The organism is Vibrio sp. 1288 (genome assembly GCF_033344475.1).
Genome location: NZ_JAWPOX010000014.1, coordinates 35093 through 57706 on the forward strand (window position 1 = coordinate 35093; position 22614 = coordinate 57706).

Consider the following 22614-nt stretch of genomic DNA (forward strand, 5'->3'; position numbering starts at 1 on the left):
CCAGAGCCAGAGCCAGAGCCAGAGCCAGAGCCAGAGCCAGAGCCAGAGCCAGAGCCAGAGCCAGAGCCAGAGCCAGAGCCAGAATTACAGCTACAATACTCGGAGCCAGAAACGTACCAGTTTCAAGAAACATATCCGCCAGAGTTGGAAGCTCCAAACCTGGAAGATGTTCAAAGGCTATTAAGTCAGCTTGAAGCAAGCAACCCAGTGGCTGAGTTGGATATTGATAGTATTCTTGAACAAAATACGATTGATATTGCAGCAGAGATAAAAGCGGCTGAGCCTGAGGTACAAACCTTTAGTGAGGTGCCTGAGCTTCAGGGTGTTGAGGAAATACAGGACTGGGTGATTGATGAGCCAGTTTTTGAGGAAGCGCAACCAGAGGTGGATGAACCTCACGCAGTGATCGAACAAAGTATCAATATAGAATCGAACGTCGATACTGAACTCGAAACACAAGCAGATTCCGATATACCAACGGTCTGGGAAAGCACGAAGCGAAGTGAGGACTTCCAAGTTCTTTACTTTGATGTGAATGGTGTCACGTTTGCTGTACCTCTTGATGAGTTAGGTGGTATTCATCGCATTAGCGAGCTTAACCATTTGATAGGAAAACCCGCCTGGTATTTGGGGCTACAAACAAATCGCGAGCAGCAGTTTGATGTCGTCGATACCGCGAAATGGGTGATGGCAGATAAGCTTCGTGATGATAGCTATAAAGATAACTACCAATATGTCGTCATGCTTGGTGAGAGCATGTGGGGGTTGGCCAGTAACCAATTAATGGGGACTGAAACGCTTAATATCGACAAGGTTCGCTGGCGTGAGCAGGCGGGTAAACGCCCTTGGCTAGCGGGCATGGTAAAAGAAAAAATGTGTGCCTTAATTCATGTCCAGGCGCTCATTGACATGCTAAACGCCGGTTTAGATGTCAAATCACTGAATTAGATTTAAGTCGGGAACGACATTAACGAGGATTAACTATGTCTCAAGCTTTTGAAGTAGAAGTGAAGAAAGATGCATCGAATGACGAAGTTCTTCAGTGGGTGACGTTCCAGCTAGAAGAAGAAACGTACGGCATCAACGTAATGCAAGTTCGTGAAGTACTTCGTTATACTGAAATTGCCCCTGTTCCAGGTGCACCAGATTATGTACTTGGTATCATCAACCTACGCGGTAATGTAGTTACTGTTATCGATACACGTTCACGTTTTGGCCTGATGGAAGGCGAAGTCACTGACAACACTCGTATTATTGTGATCGAGTCTGAGCGTCAAGTGATTGGTATCTTAGTAGATAGCGTGGCAGAAGTTGTTTATCTGCGTTCTTCTGAAATTGATACCACGCCTTCAGTTGGTACCGACGAGAGTGCGAAGTTCATCCAGGGTGTGAGCAACCGTGACGGCAAGCTTCTTATCCTTGTGGATTTGAACAAGCTGCTAACAGATGACGAGTGGGACGAGATGGCTCACCTTTAATGGCTGAATGATGATGGCTGAAGAGACTCTTTTATCTGCCCCATTCCTTGCGGGTGGCGTTGCTTTTATCGTGTTGGTATTGGTTGTTTTGCAACTGCGGATTCGCTCGGGGTTACAAAAGCAGTTAGATCAACAACGAGCTCAATCTCGACACGCAGATAAAGAAGTGCAAAAGTTGAGTAAGCAGTTACTCGAAGTGCGCTCGGTTGTTGTTGGTCTTGGACAAAAAGTGACCGAGCAACAAGACATTATTCAGCACTTAAACGAGAGAATTCGCGAACTCGAACACGCTGATACTGATGGTCGCTTGTACAGTCGCGCTTCTAAAATGGTACAGCTTGGCGCTGATATCAACGAGCTGATTGAAGAGTGCGAACTACCAAAAGCCGAAGCTGAGTTGATGCTTTCACTGCAGAAGAAACTGGCGGGGAAAGAGAAGATTCCACCATTAAGTGGTCAGCCATCAGATGACTCAGAATATCCAACGCGTGGACGTCGTCGACGCTAAAGGTTATCAAGCGAAAAAAAGAGGCGTTATTACGCCTCTTTTTTTGTTTTTAGCCTCTAATGCTCTTCTTAAATACAACCCTAGACAACCTTCAGTCGATCTTGCTCTTAGTTCTGGCCTCTCAAATTCAAAATGAGCGCTTATAACTACTTATAGTTAATTTTATTAAAGTGTGATGATTAATTAACAAAAATACATGAACTTACATGTAACCTAGCCCTCTTATCCTGTTTTGTCATAACTAAGCTGTGCTAATATAGCGGCTCGTTCATTTTTTAGTTGAAGCTCTATGTTAGAAGTGTCTAACCTGACAGCAATCCGTGATGAAAGGGTTCTGTTTGAAAACCTGCAGTTTGAAATTAAGCCTGGTGAATTGGTCCAGATCGAAGGGCGTAATGGTACTGGTAAAACTACATTGCTTCGGATTGTGACAGGGTTAGGTGATAGAGAAGAAGGTGTCATTAAATGGAAAGGCGAAGAGGTTGAAAAATCTCGTGATGTTTTCCATCAAGATCTGCTTTTCTTAGGACATCAAACAGGAGTGAAACGAGAGCTTACCGCATTAGAAAACTTACGTTTTTATCAATCTATTCAAAATAATCGCTCTTCAGACGAAGAAATCTTTATCGCTTTGACTCAAGTAGGATTAGCTGGTCGAGAAGATGTGCCTGTAGCACAACTTTCCGCAGGTCAGCAACGACGAGTCGCATTGGCAAGGTTATGGCTCAGTAAGCAAATTTTATGGATCTTAGATGAGCCGTTGACTGCCATTGATAAGCAAGGTGTCAAGGTGCTTGAATCTTTGTTCGCAAGTCATGCTGATAATGGCGGTATTGTTGTGTTGACGACGCATCAAGATATGTTTGCGGACAGCCCGAAACTTAGAAAAATAAAGCTGGGTGACTGATATGATTTCCTCGATGACCACCATCATTCGTCGTGAGCTCCTAATCGCATTTCGCCGTCAGGCAGACATTCTGAACCCGCTGTGGTTCTTTATTATTGTCATTACTCTCTTTCCTCTGAGTATTGGACCAGAGCCTAATTTGTTAGCACGTATTGCAGCGGGCATCGTTTGGGTTGCCGCATTGCTGTCCGCCTTATTATCATTAGAGCGTCTATTTCGTGATGATTTTCAAGACGGTGCACTAGAACAAATGATGCTAATGCCGATTCCATTGCAACTTGTAGTGGTTTCAAAGGTCATAGCACATTGGTTGTTAACAGGGTTACCTCTGATTTTAATTAGCCCATTATTGGCGGTTTTACTTTCGCTCGACTTCAATACTTGGCTATCGGTTGTATTAACCTTGATGATCGGTACACCAACACTAAGTTTTATTGGCGCCATTGGTGTGGCGTTGACTGTTGGGTTGCAAAAGGGTGGCGTTCTTTTGAGTTTGCTTATTCTTCCGCTCTACATCCCAATTTTGATTTTCGCAACATCGGCAATTGATGCTGCCGCACTCGGTATGGCGTATAACGGTCAACTAGCGATTTTAGGTGCGATGCTAATGGGGGCGATGACATTAACGCCTTTTGCCATCAGTGCCGCATTACGAGTTAGTGTCAACTAACTCAATAAAGTGCCAATGAAGCGGCGCTTGATCAAAGAATTATTATTAAAGCACTGCTACGGTCTCAACCCTTTAGACAGTGTCCCTGAAGTAAGAGTGAGAACAAAACATGTGGAAATGGCTACATCCTTATGCCAAGCCAGAAGCAGCTTATCGTTTGAGTGGTAAGTTTCTGCCTTGGTTTTCTGTATTGGCCCTCGTATGCTTATCGGTTGGTACGGTTTGGGGGCTTGCATTTGCGCCTTCAGATTACCAACAAGGTGACAGTTTCCGAATCATCTACATTCATGTCCCATCAGCTATTTGGTCTATGGGCGTTTATATGTCGATGGCGATCGCTGCATTTATTGGCCTAGTATGGCAAGTTCGCCTATCTGATATGGCGGCACTTGCGATGGCTCCGATTGGTGCAGTATTTACTTTTATTGCTCTACTTACAGGTGCTGTTTGGGGCAAGCCTATGTGGGGCACTTGGTGGGTATGGGATGCCCGTCTTACATCTGAATTGATTCTTCTATTTCTCTACCTTGGTGTGATTGCGCTTTACCATGCGTTTGACGATCAAAAAACCGCCGCAAAAGCTGCTGGTATTTTAGCGATCGTAGGCGTAGTAAACCTACCTATCATTCACTTTTCCGTGGAATGGTGGAACACGCTTCATCAAGGTGCGACGATCACGAAATTTGAACAACCTTCTATTTCATCCGACATGCTTTGGCCGTTATTGCTGAACATCTTTGGCTTTGCGTTCTTCTTTGGTGCCGTGACGATGGTCCGTTTTCGTAACGAAATCATCAGTAAAGAAAGTCACCGCCCTTGGGTGCGCAAACTCGCAACAGAACAAACTCAGTGAGGTAACTGATTATGCATTTTGAATCTCTGAGCGACTTTTTTGCCATGGGTGGCTACGCATCATACGTATGGAGTGCGTTTGGTATTACTTTCTTATCCATGCTGATTCTTCTGATCACTAGCCTTCGCCGCGGTGATGCATTATTGAAAGAAGTGAAAGCAAAAATTGACCGTCAAGCTCGTATCGACGCAGCGAAGAACATGGAGAACACCTTATGAACCCGAGACGTAAAAAGAGGCTAGGTATTGTACTAGCGATCTTTATCGGTATTAGTGCCACCATTGGTTTGATACTTTATGCGCTTAACCAAAATATGGACCTTTTCTATACTCCAACGGAATTGGTTAATGGTAAGCCAGATGGCACCAAGCCAGAAGTAGGCCAGCGTCTGCGTATCGGTGGAATGGTGGTTGTGGGCTCAGTTCGTCGAGATCCTAATTCTTTGAAAGTGAGTTTTGACCTGCACGATGTCGGTCCGAAAGTGACGATTACCTATGACGGTATTCTTCCTGACTTGTTCCGTGAAGGGCAGGGTATTGTTGCTCAAGGTGTACTGAAAGATGCCACGACAGTTGAGGCATTTGAGGTCCTAGCGAAGCACGATGAAGAATACATGCCACCAGAAATTGCAGAAGCGATGAAGAAAACGCATGAACCGCTTCAATACAGCACCGAACAGAAACAAGGAAGCGGCCAATGATTGCTGAAATCGGTCACTTTGCTCTCATTCTCTCGCTTGCAATGGCAGTGCTGTTGAGCGTATTGCCATTGTGGGGAGCATCGAATAATAACACCATGCTCATGAACACAGCGCGACCGCTATCTTGGTCTATGTTCCTGATGCTGTTGTTCTCTTTCGCCATTTTATGTTGGGGATTTTATACCAACGACTTCACGTTACAGTATGTAGCGAGCAACTCGAATAGTCAGCTTCCTTGGTACTACCGTTTAACCGCAGTATGGGGTGCACACGAAGGTTCACTGTTGCTATGGGTGTTAATCCAAGCTGCTTGGACTGTCGCTGTAGCGACGTTTAGTCGTGGTATGCCGCAAGAGTCGGTTGCACGTGTACTTGCTGTTATGGGCATGATCTCAGTGGGTTTCCTACTGTTTATCATCTTAACGTCAAATCCATTCCTACGTACGTTACCGTTCTTCCCGGTTGACGGACGTGACTTGAACCCTCTGCTTCAAGACCCTGGTTTAATTGTTCACCCGCCAATGCTTTACATGGGCTATGTTGGTTTCTCGGTTGCGTTCTCTTTTGCTATCGCATCCCTAATGACCGGACGCCTTGACACGGCTTGGGCTCGTTGGTCTCGTCCTTGGACAACCGCAGCATGGGTATTTTTAACACTTGGTATCGCACTAGGTTCTTGGTGGGCTTACTACGAACTTGGCTGGGGTGGCTGGTGGTTCTGGGACCCAGTAGAAAACGCATCATTCATGCCTTGGTTAGCGGGTACCGCATTAATGCACTCTCTTGCCGTGACAGAAAAACGCGGCACATTTAAAGCGTGGACGGTACTATTGGCAATCTCTGCATTTTCGTTGAGTTTGTTGGGCACCTTCTTAGTCCGTTCCGGTATTTTAGTATCGGTGCACGCGTTCGCGTCTGACCCGTCGCGCGGTATGTTTATTCTAGGCTTCCTCGTTTTCGTTATCGGCGGCTCTTTATTGCTGTTTGCCGTAAAAGGGGCAGCAGTGCGTGTACGAGGTAACTTCGACTTAGTCTCACGTGAAAATGCGCTCTTAGCCAACAACGTATTACTTATCGCCGCTCTTGTTGTGGTGTTAGTGGGGACACTGTTGCCGCTCGTACACAAGCAGCTTGGTTTGGGGTCGGTCTCTATCGGTGCGCCATTCTTTGACATGCTATTTGCGTGGTTAATGATGCCATTTGCTTTTCTGCTTGGTATTGGTCCTCTTATTCGCTGGAAGCGAGACAGTTTATCTAAACTTGTGAAACCAATGCTCGTTTCAGGTGTGCTTGCTTTCGCTTTGGCCGCGCTATGCGTGTACCTGTTTGCCGATTTCTTCTCAACCATGGCTTACATTGGTTGGGTGATGGCGATTTGGATTATTGCGATGCATGGCTTTGAATTGTACGAGCGAGCAACGCACCGTCATAGCTTTAGTGAAGGTGTTCGCAAGCTGCAACGTAGCCACTGGGCAATGATGTTGGGTCATGTTGGTCTGGCGGTATCTGTTATCGGTATTGCGATGGTACAGAACTACAGCATCGAGCGAGATGTACGTTTAGCACCTGGCGAACACTTCCAAATTCAAGGTTATGATTTCTACTTCTCAGGCTTGCGTGATAAAGATGGTCCAAACTACGATGGCTACATCGCAGACTTTGAGATCACACATGATGGCAAATACGTGAATACGCTTCACGCAGAGAAGCGCTTCTACCGTACGGCTAAGTCTATGATGACTGAAGCAGCCATTGACCGTGGTATTAGCCGCGACCTATACATTGCAATGGGTGAACGTTTAGACGACAACCGATCTTGGGCTGTTCGTATTTACTATAAACCGTTCGTTCGTTGGATTTGGGCTGGCTCTTTGATTATGGCATTAGGCGGCGCACTAGCGATTTCTGATAAACGCTACCGCTTCCGTAAATCGCCGAAGAAAAACGCGAAGTCAAAAGAGCAGGAGGCATAACATGAATAAGAAAATCTTATTTATTCCGCTTGTCGCTTTCATGATTCTAGCGGGCATTTTCGCAACCCAATTAATGCGTAACCAAGAGGGCGATGATCCAACTAAATTGGAGTCGGTTTTGGTTGGTAAGCCAGTTCCTGAATTTCATTTAGAAGATCTGGCTGAGCCTGGAAAACAGTACGACCAATCAATTTTTAAAGGTGAACCGTTGCTCTTGAACGTTTGGGCAACGTGGTGCCCAACGTGTTATGCAGAGCATAAATACCTAAACGAATTGGCGGGTAAGGGCGTTAAGATCATCGGTATGAATTACAAAGATGATCGTAATAAAGCAATAGGTTGGCTGAATGATCTCGGCAACCCGTACTTGATCAGCCTATTTGATGGCAGTGGTATGCTTGGCCTTGACCTTGGTGTTTATGGTGCTCCAGAAACATTCATTATTGATGCAAATGGTGTGATTCGCTATCGCCATGTAGGGGATGTAAACCCACGTAATTGGTCAGAAACACTGGAGCCGCTTTACAACAAATTGGTTGAGGAGGCGAAGCAATGAGAAAGCTAATTCTTGCCGTTTTTGCTGCGATGACATTATCTCTTGCTGCTCATGCGGCCATTGAAGTGTACGAGTTTGATAATTTGGAACAAGAACAGCAGTTCAAAGAGTTAAGCCATACGCTCCGTTGCCCTAAATGTCAGAACAACACGATCTCGGATTCTAACGCTGAACTTGCTCAGGACTTACGCCATAAGGTGTACGAAATGACCAAAGAAGGTAAGTCCAAAGATGAGATCGTTGATTACATGATCGCCCGTTACGGTAACTTCGTGACTTACAACCCACCATTTACGGTCGCGACTGCGATTTTGTGGCTAGGGCCACTCGCTGTAGTACTGGGTGGTTTTGGTTTGATTGTACTGCGTAGCCGTAAACCTAAAGTTAAGGCAAAAGCGAGCAGTGACGAGCAATGGGATGAGCAAAAAGAAGCTCGTTTAAAAGCATTGTTTGAAGAAGAGAACAACGGAGATAAGAAGTAATGACACTATTTTGGATTTCCACCGTTGCTCTCACGCTTATTGCTTGTGCGCTGGTGGCTTTGCCGCTGCTTAAACAAAAAGCGAACAATGATGATGTGTTACGCGATGAGCTCAACAAGGCATTTTATAAAGACCGACTATCTGAGCTTGCAGAAGAAACTGACGAAGGTCTGGTTGAAAGTGAAGACGAACTGATTTCTGATCTAAAGCAATCACTGCTTGACGATATCCCTGGTGATAAAGCGCAAAAAGAAACCAAGGTTTCTCCAATCGCGGTTTTAGTTCCATCGGTAATTCTGACGGTGGTGCTGAGCTATGGTTTGTATTATAAATTTGGCGCGTCAGACGATATTGTTCAATGGCAAGAAGTGTCTGCAAATCTACCTGAGTTATCGAAAAAGCTGATGTCGGCTTCTTCTGAGCCGCTGAGTGACGATGAAATGGCGGATTTGACCCTAGCCCTTCGAACTCGCTTACATTACCAGCCGGAAGACTCGACAGGTTGGTTACTGCTAGGTCGTATTGCGTTAGCAAATCGTGATGTCACCACAGCTATCGATGCGATGGAAAAATCGTACCGCCTAGAGCCAAAAGACCCAGATGTGATGTTGGGTTATGCACAAGCTCTGATGCTGTCTCAAGAGGAAATGGATCAAGCGACGGCTCGCTCATTACTCGGCAAGCTGATGCAGCAAGACTATGTCGATCTGCGTGTGTTTTCTTTGTTAGCGTTCGATGCGTTTGAGCGTCAAGACTTCCCGGCAGCCATAAAGTACTGGGGAATCATGCAGCAAATGATTGGTCCAGAAGATAGCCGCTACGAGATGTTGTCACGCAGTATTGAGAGTGCTCGTAAGCAAATGGGCGAAGCGGTTTCACCGGATAAGAGTGTAGCTGTGACAATTAATGTGGCACCAAATGCTCAGTTGGATCCAAACGCAGTTCTGATTGTGTCAGTACATCGTTCAGATGGCTCTCCAATGCCTGTGGCTGCTGCTCGTTATCCGCTAGGTACTTTCCCTCGCACAGTCGTATTAGATGATGGCAATGCCATGATGCAAGGGCAAAAGTTATCTTCACTCGATAAGCTAATCGTCCGTGTGCGTGTAGATTCTGACGGTAACGTAGCAACGCGTGATCAAGATTGGCACGGAGAAAGTGACGTCGTTGAATTTGGCGCACCAGTAGAAGTGACCATTGATCAGCAGTATTAATTGTTAACATCTGTCTCTGAAACATGACAACGAGGTAGAGTCAGTTGCCTTTAGTGGTATGACTCTAAACGATCGAGTAGAATACCGAAGGCCAGCGATTGCTGGCCTTTATTTATTCCCATATCTGAGTCATCTTTACTATGTATCCTGCTCAACATACGTACAATGGTTAATCGGGGTGACTTAGGTACATTAATAGTCGTTATGGAAAATAAAATGTATAACAAGGGTAAATCTACCTTCTTGTTGCTGTTAGCCGTTGGACTGGTTGGCTGTTCAAGTGCGCCTGATGAAGCAGTAACAGGACAAGAAACAAATCAAACGACTTCTGATGTGTATGACCCGTTGGAAGGCTTTAACCGAACCATGTGGGAACTCAACTACGAATATTTAGATCCGTATTTGGTTCGTCCTGTATCACTTGCGTATGTAGAATACACGCCAGTTCCTATTCGTTCTGGTATCGCTAACTTCTTATCGAACTTAGATGAGCCAGCAAGCATGGTTAATAACTTAATCATGGGTAATGGTACGAAAGCCGTGGACCACTTTAACCGTTTTTGGATTAACTCGACGTTCGGTATTTTCGGTTTATTCGATATTGCAAGTGCCGCGGGTATTACGAAGTACGACGAGAAAGCGTTCAGTGATGCAGTAGGCCACTATGGTGTTGGAAATGGTCCTTACTTCATGGTTCCAGGTTATGGTCCGTATACCTTACGTGAAGTGACAGATACCGTAGATAGTACGTATTTACCCCTCTCTTATCTCAACTTCTGGGCGAGTTTGGGTAAGTGGGCGTTTGAAGGAATGGAGAAGCGTGCTTTATTAGTACCGCAAGAAGCGCAGCTAGACTCGTCGCCGGATCCATATATTCTAACTCGCGATGTTTATATCCAGCGTCAAAACTTTAAAGCAGAAGTTGAAACGGTAGAAGAAGTTAACATCGAAGAAGAAGAGTATTTAGATGAATATCTAGAAGACTTTTAAGCGTTGTTCTTCATAATCGAGAAATGAAAAAAGGCTTAGCTGATACTAAGCCTTTTTTGTATTTTGCAGCTTGGTTAGAAACGGTAGTTTGCTTGAACACCGATTAGCCAAACATTACCCGTAGTTTCGCCTACGAATTGGCCGCCGACTTGTTCTGCAGTGTCGTCTGACTTGTAACCACGAGACTCAACGATTGGTGCGTCTTTCGCAAAAATATAGGTGAAGCCAGCGTCTAGGCTGAAGTCTTTCGTCCAATCGTACGTTGCGCCAATACTTAGCCAAGTGCGGTCAGTTTCTGGAATCGTGATCGTGCGGTTTTTGTCGCTTACCGCTGAAGTATCGTATGCAATACCAGTGCGTAGCGCTAGTTTAGGATCAAGCTGGTAAGTAGCACCAACAGCAAAGCGATAGTTGTCTTCCCAGTTTTCTACTTTAACCATATGCGTGCCAGCAGTATCTAGACGTGCTTCCAATTTCTCGAAAGAGCTCCAATCCGTCCAGTTAACGCTTGCGTGTAACGCAAGTTGGTCTGTTACTTGGTGGAAGCTTGCCAATTCAGCCGTTGCAGGCAGGTTTAGATACATGTAGCCGTTGTCGCGTTCAGAAGTACCGAAGCCAAAACCAAGACCTTCAGCATGGCCTTCAAGCTTCAGTTCAACTTCAGATTTGTACGCGAAGCCGATACGGTTATTTTCATTGATCTGCCATGCTGTACCAACTTGCCAGCCCCAAGCGGTATCGTCACCTTCCATGTATTTTAGAGCGGTACCTTGAGGAACACTGATTGGTTGATTAGTTTCAGGATTTAACCCTACAACGTTATTCTTAGGAGCTGCTGCGCCAAAGCTGCCTTCGCCGATGATGTAACGGATACCACCACCAACGCTGATTGATTCATTGACTTTGTAAGCTGCGTTTAAGTTCGCTTCCATTGTCGTTACGCTTGCTTCGTTACCGAAGTGCGATGCACCAAAGCCTTTACCTAAATCGGTTTCCATGCCGTAGTTGGTGCCAAATGCCAAACCAATCGCGAATTTCTCATTATATTGGTGTGATAGGTAGAAGTTTGGAATGATTGCATCATGTGCGAAGTCATCTGAAGATGCAGAAGAAGTGCTACCGTGGAAGTTTACATCACCTTCAATATCAATATTTGGGTTCACATAGATTGCACCAACGGACACTTGAGTGCCTTCCAAATAAGTTAGCATTGCTGGGTTACGCCATTGTGCACTTGCGTTGTCAGCCATTGCAGCTTCACCAGCATATGCTCGACCTAGGCCTGTTGCAGAATATTCAGCAAGTTGGAAACCTGCTGCGTTAGCCATGCCCGTTGTGAGAAGTAGGCTTAATGCCACTGCTGTTGATAGAAGAGTCTTGTTGGTTTTCATTCGAATGTTCGCTGATTTGTTTATAACGTGGGACGAAAGTTTAAAGGTAGAGTTTTTACTTTAGAAATGAAAATCCAGCGTAAGTGGTCATTTGAAATATTATCCTTTCAAATGTTATTTTTGCGGTTTAATAATCTAACTGTGAAAGGCTTGTAAACGGAATTCAGCGAACAGCTGTGCGTCCTAATTGTGAGATTTAGATACACGTGTTCACTCAAATTGAGTGGGCAATAAATCGCAGATATGAAAAAAGGCTGGAAATCCAGCCTTTTATATAAAGTATTTTTCTACTAACTAACAGCGAAGCGTTTAGAAGCTACGGCTGTATTGTAAGCCGAATAGAATTGCATCAGCATGAGTTGTTGCTGTTACACCGGTAGAAAGAACAGGAGATAATTGAGTATTCTCATTAACTTTTACATCTTCACCTAACAAGTACGTGAAGCCAAAATCGATGTTTGAGCTATTATCAATATGGTAAGAGAAACCTGTGGAGAACCACTGGCGATCAGAGTCTGGTACCGAGATAGACGTTACTTTATCTTGAGCGCTTGTGTCGTACATGTAACCAGCACGAAGTGTCCAGTTGTTGTTTAGGTAGTAAGTACCACCAATTGCGTAGTGCCAGCCATCTTGCCATTGATAGTCTTTCGAGTAACCACCTTTAAGTAAACCCTGATTTAGGTTCTCAAAATCAATTTGGTCGAAATCTTTCCAACCGATGTATTGGATGCTGTAGTGTACAGCAAACTTAGTGTCTTGGATTTTGTGGAAACCAGAAAACTCGGCCATATCTGGTAGAGGTAGCGTGATTTCCTGACCTTTGTCGTCTTTCGCCGTAAATTCAGGGCTGTAACGATACGCTAGACCAAAACGGTTGTTTTCATCTAGTTCGTACACAGTACCAACGTTGAAACCAACAGCCCAACCATCAGCTTTATCTACGTCCAGAATTTTTTGACCGCCAACCCCTGGGACTGAAGAGCTAGTTGTACGCTTCATTGTGCCTTGGCCGTAGATTAAATCTAAACCAGCACCAAAGCTCCATTGTTCGTTTAAACGGTAAGAACCCGCCAATCCAAAGTTGAAGCTTTTTACATCCGTAAGACCACCGTACTCGGTTGCGGTGTAGTTATCTGAAAATTCAGTTTTAGTGCCGAAATTAGAGTATGCGTTTACGCCCCATGCAAACTTGTCATTTACTGGAACGATTAGGTGAATGTTTGGAGCTATTGACGTATCACCCACATCATCAGTGTCAGCAACATTTACAGTACTGGAGCCCAAAGGAGTATTAACGTTATATTTCGCATCTTTCACTTCAATCATTGAAGTAATGCTTTCGAAACCTAGCGACAGTTCCATTTTATCAAACAGAGCCATTGCTGCTGGGTTACGAGCCATTACTGCTGCATTATCTGCGATTACTGCATCACCAGCAAATGCACGGCCGATGCCAGTTGCTGATTGAGCGTTGATTTGGAAACCCGCTGCCATCGATTGACCTGAGGCAAAAGCTACCGTTACTGCTAGGAGAGTCTTTTTAAACAGACGCGTGTTCTGAGTCATTTGTTTTTCCTTATTAGATTCGTCTCTTTGGACGATAAATTGAGCTTTTGCTCAGTGGCGCAGATAGTAGTATCAATAGTTGCTTGGACAAATCCGACCATTGGATAAAATTGAATAAAAATTGCAGAAATGATGTCTAAAAGACGGGAAATTGCACTTAAAATGCATAATTTAGAGTTTAAGCTCTAAATGCGATAGGGGTGGTGAATGTTTTGTGTTCTATTTATACAAAAATGCCGCTAAATAAGATCATTTAGCGGCATTTAACCTTTTGAAGGCTGGAAATCGTCGAAGTTGTTACATTGGCTTAATCATTGATGCAAGAGTCGTAGCGATCGCATCAATATTTTCACCTTCTTCCCCGACTAAAATCAGGCTTGAACTCCCGACGGGCTGAACGATTCCGGTCATGCCATCCTTACTAAAGTCGGTACTTTGTTCGCTTGGAATACCAGTAATAAATAACGTTACTTTACCTTTTGGACCTTGGAACACCATATGCACCGCATTGGATTCGCCAAAACCGCAGTGGTTTAGGTAGTAAACGTGATATGGAAAGTTTTCACTAAACTGGTAATGAAATGGCGACATTTTCGCATTAATTTGCGAGCTCGGTACATCCTCATCAAGATGACGAACAAACGGTTCTTCATGAATAACGTGTTTCATCGCGGTATCCGCTAAACTGGCTTGTGCTGGAGACACCAAAACATTTCCCCAGTTTACTTGACCAACGAATAATCCTGCGGTGAACGCAATAGAAGCGGCAAGTGCCATTGCTTTGCGGACAAAGTTTGGTCTGACGACCTTCTCTTCATCAAGTGCACTCGACGTCTGGCTAAATAAAATCTTATCTGCGAGATCTTCGGGTACATCCACATTCATGGCTTGTTTAATTTTTACATCGAGATCCAAAACGTCATCAACAAACTTATTGTTGGCGTCGCTACCAGCTAAAGCTTGCAGAATCTCTTCATCCTTTTGTTTTGGATCCGACAAAATACGACGACGAAATTCTAAATCATCCATTCTTTTGTCCTCTCTTGGTATCTTGAGAATCCAACATCTCTTTAAGTTGATTACGAGCGCGAAATAGTCGAGTCATCACTGTGTTTTTATTTAAATCAAGAATGTCGCCAATTTCTTCTCCACTGAAACCACCGACAACTTGGAGAAATAAAGGCTCACGGTATTCAACATCGAGCTTCATGATCTGTGCCTGCAGCCATTCTTGCTGATGATGTGAGTCATCGCTGACTTTAGCATCATTGCCGTAATCATCGATATCAACTAAATCAAATTGTTTACGTTCGAAGCGGCGCGCATTTTCTCGTCTCAATATTGTGATGAGCCAAGACTTGGCAGCTTTTTCGTCCTGGAGGCTATCGAGTGACTTCCAAGCTCTAAGACAGGTTTCCTGAACTAGATCTTCCGCGACCGCTTTATCTTTGCACAACCAATATGCGTAGCGGTACAAGTCACGATGATACCCTCGGACGAGCGCTTCGTATTTTCTTTGCTTGTCCATATCAGAGTTGACCGGACTGTTGGAATTTTTCTTTCCAAACATTTTTAATATGGCCACAGGAGCCTCCATCCTCGCTCTGTGAGTTTCTTATTTGTTCTGAGCATGACTTTATTTGCTTCATCGCTTAGCGGTTTTGGTTGCAGGATTTGTCATGCAACCCCTTTGACACAATAAGCCATGTGGTTACCTAAAAGTGTATACGCAAATGTCAGATATCATCGAACACGAATTGATATATATTGTTAACAATATCATCATTAGTAATCAATGGCTTGGATAAGTTCACTCGATGGAGCATTAAAAGGGACTTCTGATGGTGGATTCTTTAATTGTTTTGAATCAATAATCGCTTTAGGTGAGCTTAAAACTCGTAAAATCACTATAAAATTGATCTATTTCAAAATATCAAGCAGTGAAGGGGTTATAGTACACCTTGTCATCTCGTTAGTCATTGCGACTAACATGTTGAGCAAGATGACACTTCCTTTTGAAGGCTGACTTTACTTTCTCCTAATCAGGAAACTGATTACTTTTCAATTGGCGTAAGTTAATTGTTTTATAGATATTCCGACCACACAGTTATGTGTGGTTTTTTTTTGCTTCGATTTTACTTTCCGTATACCTCTTACCGTTTTAACTCTCTATAGTTAACCATTAGTAATCGCATAATAATCAAAGAAGTAGAGTAATTGAACTACTTGCTTCACGTTTATTTAAACGCACGTTTGATAAATTTAACAAATTCATTACAATGCATCAGGTCAGACCTCTTGTATTTAAGGAGAAACAATGGGCAAGCAGGAAGTAAAAACACGCAATGGTGAGCGTGTCGCTATTGTCGCGGGGCTTCGAACTCCCTTTGCTCGTCAAAGCACGGAATTTAGCCAAGTGCCAGCGGTCGATTTAGGGAAAATGGTAGTAAGCGAAATGCTTGCTCGAACAGATATTGATCCGAAGCTAATCGAACAAGTGGTATTTGGACAAGTAGTACAAATGCCTGAAGCGCCAAACATCGCACGAGAAATCGTGTTAGGCACCGGTATGAACATCCATACTGATGCTTACAGTGTGACTCGAGCGTGTGCAACGAGTTTTCAAGCGGCGGTTAATGTCGCAGAAAGCATCATGGCGGGAACCATCGATATTGGTATTGCTGGCGGTGCAGACTCTTCTTCCGTCCTGCCTATTGGCGTATCAAAGAAATTGGCCGCTAATCTGCTTGCTCTTAGTAAGACAAAAACAATGGGTCAGAAGCTTAGTATCCTCAAAAACTTGAGCTTTAAAGACCTGATGCCAGTGCCACCAGCAGTAGCAGAGTACTCTACGGGTTTATCCATGGGACAAACTGCAGAGCAAATGGCTAAAACACATGGTATTTCTCGCGCAGAACAGGATGCGCTTGCACATCGTTCTCATACGCTGGCTTCTCAAGCTTGGAAAGAAGGAAAAATCCAAGATGAAGTGATGACGGCTTTCCCTGAACCATACAAAAAGTGGATTTCGGAAGACAACAATATCCGTCATGACTCAACGGTTGAGGGATACGCGAAATTGCGACCTGCGTTTGATCGTCAGTATGGCAGTGTTACGGCTGCGAACAGTACGCCATTGACTGATGGTGGTGCGGCAGTGATGTTGATGCGAGAAGGTAAAGCGAAAGAGCTCGGAATGGAGATTCTTGGTTACATCCGAGGTTATGCATTCTCTGCTATCGGCGTGGAAAAGGACATGCTGATGGGGCCGACTTATGCTACAGCGAAAGTGCTTGAAAATACAGGCTTGGAATTGTCAGACCTGACGTTGATCGACATGCACGAGGCCTTTGCTGCTCAAGCATTGGCGAATGTGAAGATGTTTGCTTCCGATAAGTTTGCTCAAGAAAACCTTGGTCGCTCAAAAGCGATTGGTGAAATTGATATGGATAAGTTCAACGTGCTTGGCGGATCAATTGCTTATGGTCACCCATTTGCTGCGACTGGTGCGCGTATGATGACGCAAACCCTACGAGAGCTAAAACGCCGTGGCGGTGGTATTGCATTGAATACCGCATGTGCTGCTGGTGGTCTTGGTGCGGCAATGATTCTGGAGGTTGAGTAATGAGCGAGCAAAAAGCATTTAGTCTAAAGGTTGATGAGCAAAATATTGCTTGGTTAGCCATCGATGTTCCTAATGAAAAAATGAATACGCTGCAGGCGGCTTTTGCTGACGAAATGAAAGAAATTTTTGCTCAGCTAAAAGACTCCAGTGGTATTAAAGGGATGATCATCCACTCCCTAAAACCGGACAATTTTGTTGCGGGTGCTGATGTTCGAATGCTAGAAGCATGCACCACAGCAAGTGAAGCGGAAGCCTTAGCAAGGCAAGGTCAGGAGTTGTTCCAGCAGCTATCGGACTTACCTTATCCTGTCGTTGCGGCTATTCATGGCCCATGTTTGGGCGGTGGTTTAGAACTGGCTCTTGCATGTGATTATCGTGTTTGTACGGATTCTGACAAAACGCGTTTAGGTCTGCCAGAAGTACAACTTGGTTTATTGCCAGGTTCTGGTGGTACTCAGCGTCTGCCACGTTTGATTGGCCTGTTACCGTCGTTGGACTTGATCCTGACGGGTAAACAACTTCGTGCGAAGAAAGCCAAAAAATTGGGCGTTGTGGACGCCTGTGTGCCTGACACCATTTTGCTCGACGTAGCAAAACAGTTTATCGACAAAGGTAAAAACAAGGGCACGAAAAAGCTATCGACGAAAGAAAAGGTGATGTCTGGTAGCGGGCTAGGGCGCAAGTTTGTATTTGAGCAAGCTGCGAAGAAAACGAATCAAAAAACTCGCGGTAACTATCCAGCAACGGTTGCAATTCTAGAAGTTATTCAACATGGCTTAGAGAAAGGCTTCGCTAAAGGCCAAGAACTTGAAGCGAAGCGCTTTGGTGAGCTTGTGATGAGCTCAGAGTCAAAAGCGCTCCGTTCGATCTTCTTTGCCACAACAGAAATGAAGAAAGAAAATGGCACGGATGCGAAACCAGCACCAGTTCATAAAGTTGGTGTGCTTGGTGGTGGTCTGATGGGCGCCGGAATCAGCCATGTGTCTGTTGCAAAAGCAAAAGTACCTGTTCGCATCAAAGATGTTAGCAACGATGGCGTTTTAAATGCGCTCAACTACAACTACAAGTTATTTGAGAAACAGCGCAGACGTCGCATTCTATCCAAGGCCGATCTGCAAGCGAAAATGCTGCAACTGTCTGGTGGTGTCGATTTTACCAGTTTTAATCATATTGATGTCGTAATTGAAGCCGTTTTTGAAGACTTAGATCTTAAGCAAAAAATGGTGGCGGACATTGAAGCGAACGCTAAGTCAGAAACTATCTTTGCGACCAATACTTCTTCGTTGCCTATCCACAAAATTGCAGAAAAAGCAGAGCGTCCAGAAAACGTAGTGGGTTTGCATTACTTCAGCCCAGTAGAAAAAATGCCTTTGGTGGAAGTGATTCCGCATGAAACGACGTCAGATGAAACCGTTTCAACAGTTGTTGCACTTGCTAAGAAGCAAGGTAAAACCCCGATCGTAGTGAAAGACAAAGCGGGCTTTTACGTGAACCGCATTCTTGCGCCATACATGAACGAAGCGGCGCATATTCTGCTGGCTAACGAACCGATCGAAAAGATTGATACGGCGTTGCTTGACTTTGGTTTCCCTGTCGGCCCGATTACCTTACTGGATGAAGTCGGTGTCGACATTGGCGCGAAAATTATGCCGATTCTGGTTAATGAGTTAGGTGACCGATTCAAAGGCCCGGATGTGTTTGATATCTTGTTAAATGATGGACGTAAAGGACGCAAGAGTGGTAAGGGGTTTTACACTTACAAGGGCAAGAAGAAAGATGTCGACAAATCAGTTTACAAACTGCTTAAGCTCGACCCTGAATCTAAGCTAAGCGATAACGATATTGCGTTGCGCTGTGTGTTGCCAATGTTGAATGAAGCGGTACGTTGTTTGGATGATGGCATCATTCGCTCGTCACGTGACGGTGATATTGGCGCGATATTTGGTATTGGTTTCCCACCGTTCTTGGGTGGTCCGTTCCGTTACATGGACCAATTTGGCATTAAAGAGCTCGTAGAGAAAATGAATGAGTTTGCATCGAAGTATGGCGATCGTTACGCGCCATGTGATGGTTTGCTTACTCGAGCTGGTGAAGGGACAACGTTCTATTAAACGTTGCTTCGGTAGAGAAAAAGGCTTGCCAGTGGCAAGCCTTTTTCATAAAGAAGAAATGGTTACTTCTTCTTGTCTTTCTTATCTTTATTGTGGCCTTTACCTGGGTTGTCGTCCCCGTGAACGCTGCTGTTACCTTTTTTGTCTTTATCATTCCACTGCTTTGAAGAGCAATCATCTGAGTTGATAGATACATTGTCTCCGCTAAGGCGCACACAGTCGTCACTTAATTCGAAGCCATCGCCTTTGACTGAGATTTCAGCGTGAGCAGATGCCAATGGCAGTATAAGAGCCACAAGTAAAAGTGCTTTTTTCATGACTACCTCATTAAGTTATTTTTAGTGCGGGGAATTAGAGCATAAGCCGTAATGGCGTAATTTCAATTTTCTGCTAATTATGGTGCCGATTCAATCTATGAGACCGACAATCTCACTGGGCTCTAGGTACATACTTAGTATTCGACAATTTTATTTCTGCGCAACTAGATCACCCCAAGCCGCAATCTTTTGGCCGAAGTTGGAACTCTTCAATCGATCCTATTTCTTGTCCTAGATGGATGCGCGGAGCCTCCGAATGCGCTTGACCTTGAGAGTGCATGATCAAACGATTTGCAGTACGAGGTTTCAATTCGTTCACAACGAAGCGAATCATGTCTGCGCGCGTCAGCTTCTTCAACTCCGCCAGTACCTTGTCACGTTGGTTAAACTCAGTGTCCTTATTTCCTATCGCAACCCAAAGACGTTGAGCCCGTCCTCGAAGTGTGGTGTCCGGCGTTGCTATTTGGTTCCACAAGCCGCGCTTACTGCTGTGCCATTGGTAATCGTTTAACTCTAACAGCACCATATAAAAGGCATTTAAAAACTCATCGATTGAGGTAACCAGCTCGGCAGGTGCTGCATTAGGTGACTGCACATACAGTACAATACCAGGGTGACGATTTAGCGGCATATTGCCAGTGCCTACCATGTAACCTAATTGCTGCTTGGTACGGATTTCGTGGAAAAACGTTGCCGACATAAGGTGATTGGCCAATGAGTATAGCGCGATACTGCGAGGCTCAATATCCTCGCACTGGTGGTAAATAACGACTGCTGAATCTTGCTGATTACAATGCACCTTACGTTGAAAACTGCCATTTTTACCTAGCATAATGAGCGGACGAAGTGCCTCTTCATAACGTTGCTCGTTAACTCTTAGAGCATCCTTCAAGGTCGTAGCCATGTCATGGGCTTGCTGGCGTTGCCAGTCTCCGTAAACAAACATTTCAACGTGCAGTTCTGCAAGAATGGATTCTACGAATACCGAGAGTTCATCGACTTCGATTTCTTCTAGCGCTTCGACTAAGGTTGCGAAAGGCGGGTTATTGGGTTGAAGTAACCCAGTAAGTGCGTTAAACAGCTGCGAAATAGGGCGATCTTGTGAAGCATTTCTCCAGTTTCGTAACAATTGTTGTTTGATGGTTTCAAAGCGAGCAGGGCTGAAATCTCGAGAAGCAAAACGGTGCAGAATCATTTCTAGCAACTGAGGCAGCTTTTGACTGAACCCTGAGAGGGTTAAGGTCACGCCACCTTGGTGAGCATACATGTTGTAACCCATCCCTGCGATTTCTGCTTGATAGGTTTCTTTTGCTAGCGAATCGAGGAACATCTCTACACATAAGCGCGTTTTGACGATGTTCTTTGGTGATGCAACGGCATGAGAGCTGTCGATAGCGACATAAACGACACCTTTGGGCACGCGAAATTCGTCATCTTGCAAATGCCACAGCCGAAACCCTTCGAGATCCTCAATCAACTCTGGCAGTGAATCACCATTTTCGAGTGGCATGGGGTCGAGATCGTAGCAAATATAAGGGTTCTTTTCCGGTAAGACGAATTGCCAGCTTGGATCGATTTGTTGATAGAAACGACGTTGGTCTTCACTAAAAGGTGTGACGGAGTACGGGGTAAAGTACCATTCGGCAGTACGGTTGTATTCCAGGCCTTTAGCAATCAAAGTGACGCGTACATTATCGATGGTTAAGTATCGCAGCAATGAACGCTGTAACTCCTCATCGTAGCCCGCCATTTTGTAGTCACCATAAACCGTGTCTTCCGGTTGATAGTGCTGCATGTTGATCACCAGATGGCTGACGAGATCCATTGGGCGCGATGGCTCTTGGAAGCGGAAAGCCGATTCTAATACCGCTTGTTTTTCGAGATAGCGCCATTCATCTAACCCGTCTTGTTTGATCATCGAGAGGTATTGAAAAACCGCTTGAACGATATCATCAACATGATCTAAGCCGTTTGGCGTCAGGGTGCAGCTTACGGTAAAGTCTCGGTAGTTACTGCCACTCGCGCCGCCGCCCGCTGAGAGAGAGGTAATCCAGCCTTTTTCTTTGAGTTGAAGCATCAAACTGCCTTCTCCTTCATAACCCAACAGGTGAGCAAAGTAGGAGAGTGGCTTCACGCTATAATGCGCATCCATTCCCGGCATGGGGAATGTGAGAATCAGTTTACGGAACTCTTTGAGCGGCTCGACTTGAACCAAAATGCCCGTGCTTTCCTCAGTGCCTATCGGTACATCAATCGATTTTCCACGAAGGTGGTGATTTGGGATGTCGGCAAACATGGTTTCTACCCAAGCTTGCTGTTCATCGAGCGACTGTGGCCCAAATAGAGTCAGTGTCATCAAATCGGCGGAATACTGAGAGTGGTGAAACTCCACAATTTCGTCGCGGATGGATTTACCATCTCGGTCGCCAAGAGTATCTAAGTTTCCGACAGAGAATTTTGAAAACGGGTGCTCTGGATTGATGACTTCTTTGTTAACTTGATACAGGCGACGAGAATCATCATTGAGTTTGAGCTTGTATTCGGAGTCGACAGCCTGTCGCTCTTTGTCTAATGCTTCTTCGTTAAACAAAGGTGCGGTAAAAAATTGGCTAAATCGATCTAAGGCACTTTCAAAGGCATTTGGAGCAATATTGAAAAAGAAACAAGTGTGCTCTGTACCAGTCCAAGCGTTGTTTGTTCCACCGTGTTGGCTAATATAGCTTTGAAACTCGCCCACTTTAGGGTATTTTTCCGTACCCAAAAAAAGCATGTGTTCTAAATAGTGTGCCAGACCTTGGCGATCGTTTGGGTCGTCGAAGTGTCCAACGTTCACTGCCAGAGCAGCTGCCGACTGTTGAGCTGTATCGGAATGAATCAGCAGTACACGCAGTTCATTGCTCAAGGTAATGTAGCGGTATTGATTTGAATCGTTAGGACTTAGATGCACGATGCGTCTCCAGATTTCGCATTACAGTAATTTAGGCTCCCCTCGCGGGGGGCGCAAAGTTTGCGTTTCGACAAATACTGCTTGCCGTATTTTTGTTATTCGTAGACTTCTGCACAGGCCCATCGCGTTTGCGTATGGGGAAGAACTGTTTGAGTGAATGCTCTGAACTCATTGCACAGTTAAATAGTGTGATGAACTGAGTACATTCTTTTAATAGATTGTTAAGAAAGTCGCTATCTTTAACAAGCGAATTGGTATAATGAACAGATAATTATATCAGTATTTTTGTTTCGTCATTGTTAAAGTTAGCCCCGTCTATCTAA

At 44.7% G+C, this 22614-nt stretch carries 21 protein-coding genes; 15 read left to right on the plus strand and 6 right to left on the minus strand.

Going from position 1 to position 22614, the window contains the following annotated elements; translation table 11 throughout:
* The 13 genes from R8O11_RS12300 to R8O11_RS12360 form a co-directional block, all read left to right on the plus strand.
* The coding region (locus R8O11_RS12300) for a chemotaxis protein CheW (RefSeq protein WP_206949301.1) at window positions 1–948 on the plus strand (948 nt) is incomplete at its 5' end.
* Window positions 949–983: 35 nt separating this feature from the next.
* Complete coding sequence (locus R8O11_RS12305) at window positions 984–1478, plus strand: chemotaxis protein CheW (RefSeq protein ID WP_005380507.1); 495 nt, start codon at window positions 984–986, stop codon at window positions 1476–1478.
* 13 nt (window positions 1479–1491) lie between these two features.
* The gene (locus tag R8O11_RS12310; protein WP_025767176.1) at window positions 1492–1986 is read left to right on the plus strand and encodes a DUF2802 domain-containing protein; all 495 of its coding nucleotides are present in this window, start codon (window positions 1492–1494) and stop codon (window positions 1984–1986) included.
* 289 nt (window positions 1987–2275) lie between these two features.
* On the plus strand, window positions 2276–2893 hold the full coding sequence (ccmA, locus tag R8O11_RS12315; RefSeq protein WP_005380511.1) for a cytochrome c biogenesis heme-transporting ATPase CcmA: 618 nt from the start codon (window positions 2276–2278) through the stop codon (window positions 2891–2893).
* 1 nt (window position 2894) lies between these two features.
* Window positions 2895–3563: a heme exporter protein CcmB gene (gene ccmB, locus R8O11_RS12320; RefSeq protein ID WP_005380512.1), complete on the plus strand. Its 669-nt coding sequence runs from the start codon at window positions 2895–2897 to the stop codon at window positions 3561–3563.
* A gap of 109 nt (window positions 3564–3672) precedes the next feature.
* Complete coding sequence (locus R8O11_RS12325; protein WP_005380513.1) at window positions 3673–4416, plus strand: heme ABC transporter permease; 744 nt, start codon at window positions 3673–3675, stop codon at window positions 4414–4416.
* Between the two features lie 11 nt (window positions 4417–4427).
* Window positions 4428–4634 (plus strand): heme exporter protein CcmD, encoded by a 207-nt coding sequence (gene ccmD / locus R8O11_RS12330; protein ID WP_005380515.1) that lies wholly within the window; start codon window positions 4428–4430, stop codon window positions 4632–4634.
* The gene (gene ccmE / locus R8O11_RS12335) at window positions 4631–5116 is read left to right on the plus strand and encodes a cytochrome c maturation protein CcmE (RefSeq protein WP_005380516.1); all 486 of its coding nucleotides are present in this window, start codon (window positions 4631–4633) and stop codon (window positions 5114–5116) included. Before ccmD ends, ccmE begins: the two co-directional genes overlap by 4 nt.
* Window positions 5113–7089 (plus strand): heme lyase CcmF/NrfE family subunit, encoded by a 1977-nt coding sequence (locus R8O11_RS12340; RefSeq protein ID WP_021034009.1) that lies wholly within the window; start codon window positions 5113–5115, stop codon window positions 7087–7089. Before ccmE ends, R8O11_RS12340 begins: the two co-directional genes overlap by 4 nt.
* Window position 7090: 1 nt before the next feature.
* On the plus strand, window positions 7091–7645 hold the full coding sequence (locus R8O11_RS12345) for a DsbE family thiol:disulfide interchange protein (RefSeq protein WP_005380518.1): 555 nt from the start codon (window positions 7091–7093) through the stop codon (window positions 7643–7645).
* Window positions 7642–8127 (plus strand): cytochrome c-type biogenesis protein, encoded by a 486-nt coding sequence (locus R8O11_RS12350; protein WP_017820808.1) that lies wholly within the window; start codon window positions 7642–7644, stop codon window positions 8125–8127. Before R8O11_RS12345 ends, R8O11_RS12350 begins: the two co-directional genes overlap by 4 nt.
* Window positions 8127–9341, plus strand: a complete 1215-nt coding sequence (ccmI, locus tag R8O11_RS12355; RefSeq protein ID WP_017820807.1) for a c-type cytochrome biogenesis protein CcmI — start codon at window positions 8127–8129, stop codon at window positions 9339–9341. Before R8O11_RS12350 ends, ccmI begins: the two co-directional genes overlap by 1 nt.
* Window positions 9342–9557: 216 nt before the next feature.
* Window positions 9558–10331 (plus strand): VacJ family lipoprotein, encoded by a 774-nt coding sequence (locus R8O11_RS12360; RefSeq protein ID WP_005380523.1) that lies wholly within the window; start codon window positions 9558–9560, stop codon window positions 10329–10331.
* 74 nt (window positions 10332–10405) lie between these two features.
* Here R8O11_RS12360 and R8O11_RS12365 read toward each other — a convergent pair whose 3' ends face one another.
* The 4 genes from R8O11_RS12365 to R8O11_RS12380 all read right to left on the minus strand — a co-directional run bounded on the left by R8O11_RS12365 (window position 10406) and on the right by R8O11_RS12380 (window position 14888).
* Window positions 10406–11722 (minus strand): outer membrane protein transport protein, encoded by a 1317-nt coding sequence (locus R8O11_RS12365; protein ID WP_104979589.1) that lies wholly within the window; start codon window positions 11720–11722, stop codon window positions 10406–10408.
* 309 nt (window positions 11723–12031) lie between these two features.
* Entirely contained in the window at window positions 12032–13291 is a 1260-nt protein-coding gene (locus R8O11_RS12370) for an outer membrane protein transport protein (protein ID WP_053304159.1), read from the minus strand.
* Between the two features lie 297 nt (window positions 13292–13588).
* Entirely contained in the window at window positions 13589–14320 is a 732-nt protein-coding gene (locus R8O11_RS12375; protein WP_054576272.1) for a DUF3379 domain-containing protein, read from the minus strand.
* Complete coding sequence (locus tag R8O11_RS12380) at window positions 14313–14888, minus strand: sigma-70 family RNA polymerase sigma factor (protein WP_005380528.1); 576 nt, start codon at window positions 14886–14888, stop codon at window positions 14313–14315. The genes R8O11_RS12375 and R8O11_RS12380 overlap by 8 nt, the downstream gene beginning before the upstream one ends.
* A 720-nt stretch (window positions 14889–15608) precedes the next feature.
* On the opposite strand from R8O11_RS12380, the gene fadI reads away from it, so the two are divergent.
* Both fadI and fadJ read left to right on the plus strand, forming a co-directional pair.
* A complete protein-coding gene (gene fadI / locus R8O11_RS12385; RefSeq protein ID WP_005384447.1) occupies window positions 15609–16916 on the plus strand; it encodes an acetyl-CoA C-acyltransferase FadI in 1308 nt (435 codons plus the stop codon).
* The gene (gene fadJ, locus R8O11_RS12390) at window positions 16916–19027 is read left to right on the plus strand and encodes a fatty acid oxidation complex subunit alpha FadJ (protein WP_054575364.1); all 2112 of its coding nucleotides are present in this window, start codon (window positions 16916–16918) and stop codon (window positions 19025–19027) included. The genes fadI and fadJ overlap by 1 nt, the downstream gene beginning before the upstream one ends.
* Before the next feature lie 62 nt (window positions 19028–19089).
* Here the strand turns inward: fadJ and R8O11_RS12395 are convergent, their stop codons facing one another.
* Both R8O11_RS12395 and R8O11_RS12400 read right to left on the minus strand, forming a co-directional pair.
* Window positions 19090–19344, minus strand: coding sequence for a hypothetical protein (locus R8O11_RS12395; protein WP_017635936.1), 255 nt, complete (start codon window positions 19342–19344; stop codon window positions 19090–19092).
* A gap of 169 nt (window positions 19345–19513) precedes the next feature.
* Entirely contained in the window at window positions 19514–22291 is a 2778-nt protein-coding gene (locus R8O11_RS12400; RefSeq protein ID WP_318194190.1) for an insulinase family protein, read from the minus strand.
* Between the last annotated feature and the right edge of the window lie 323 nt (window positions 22292–22614).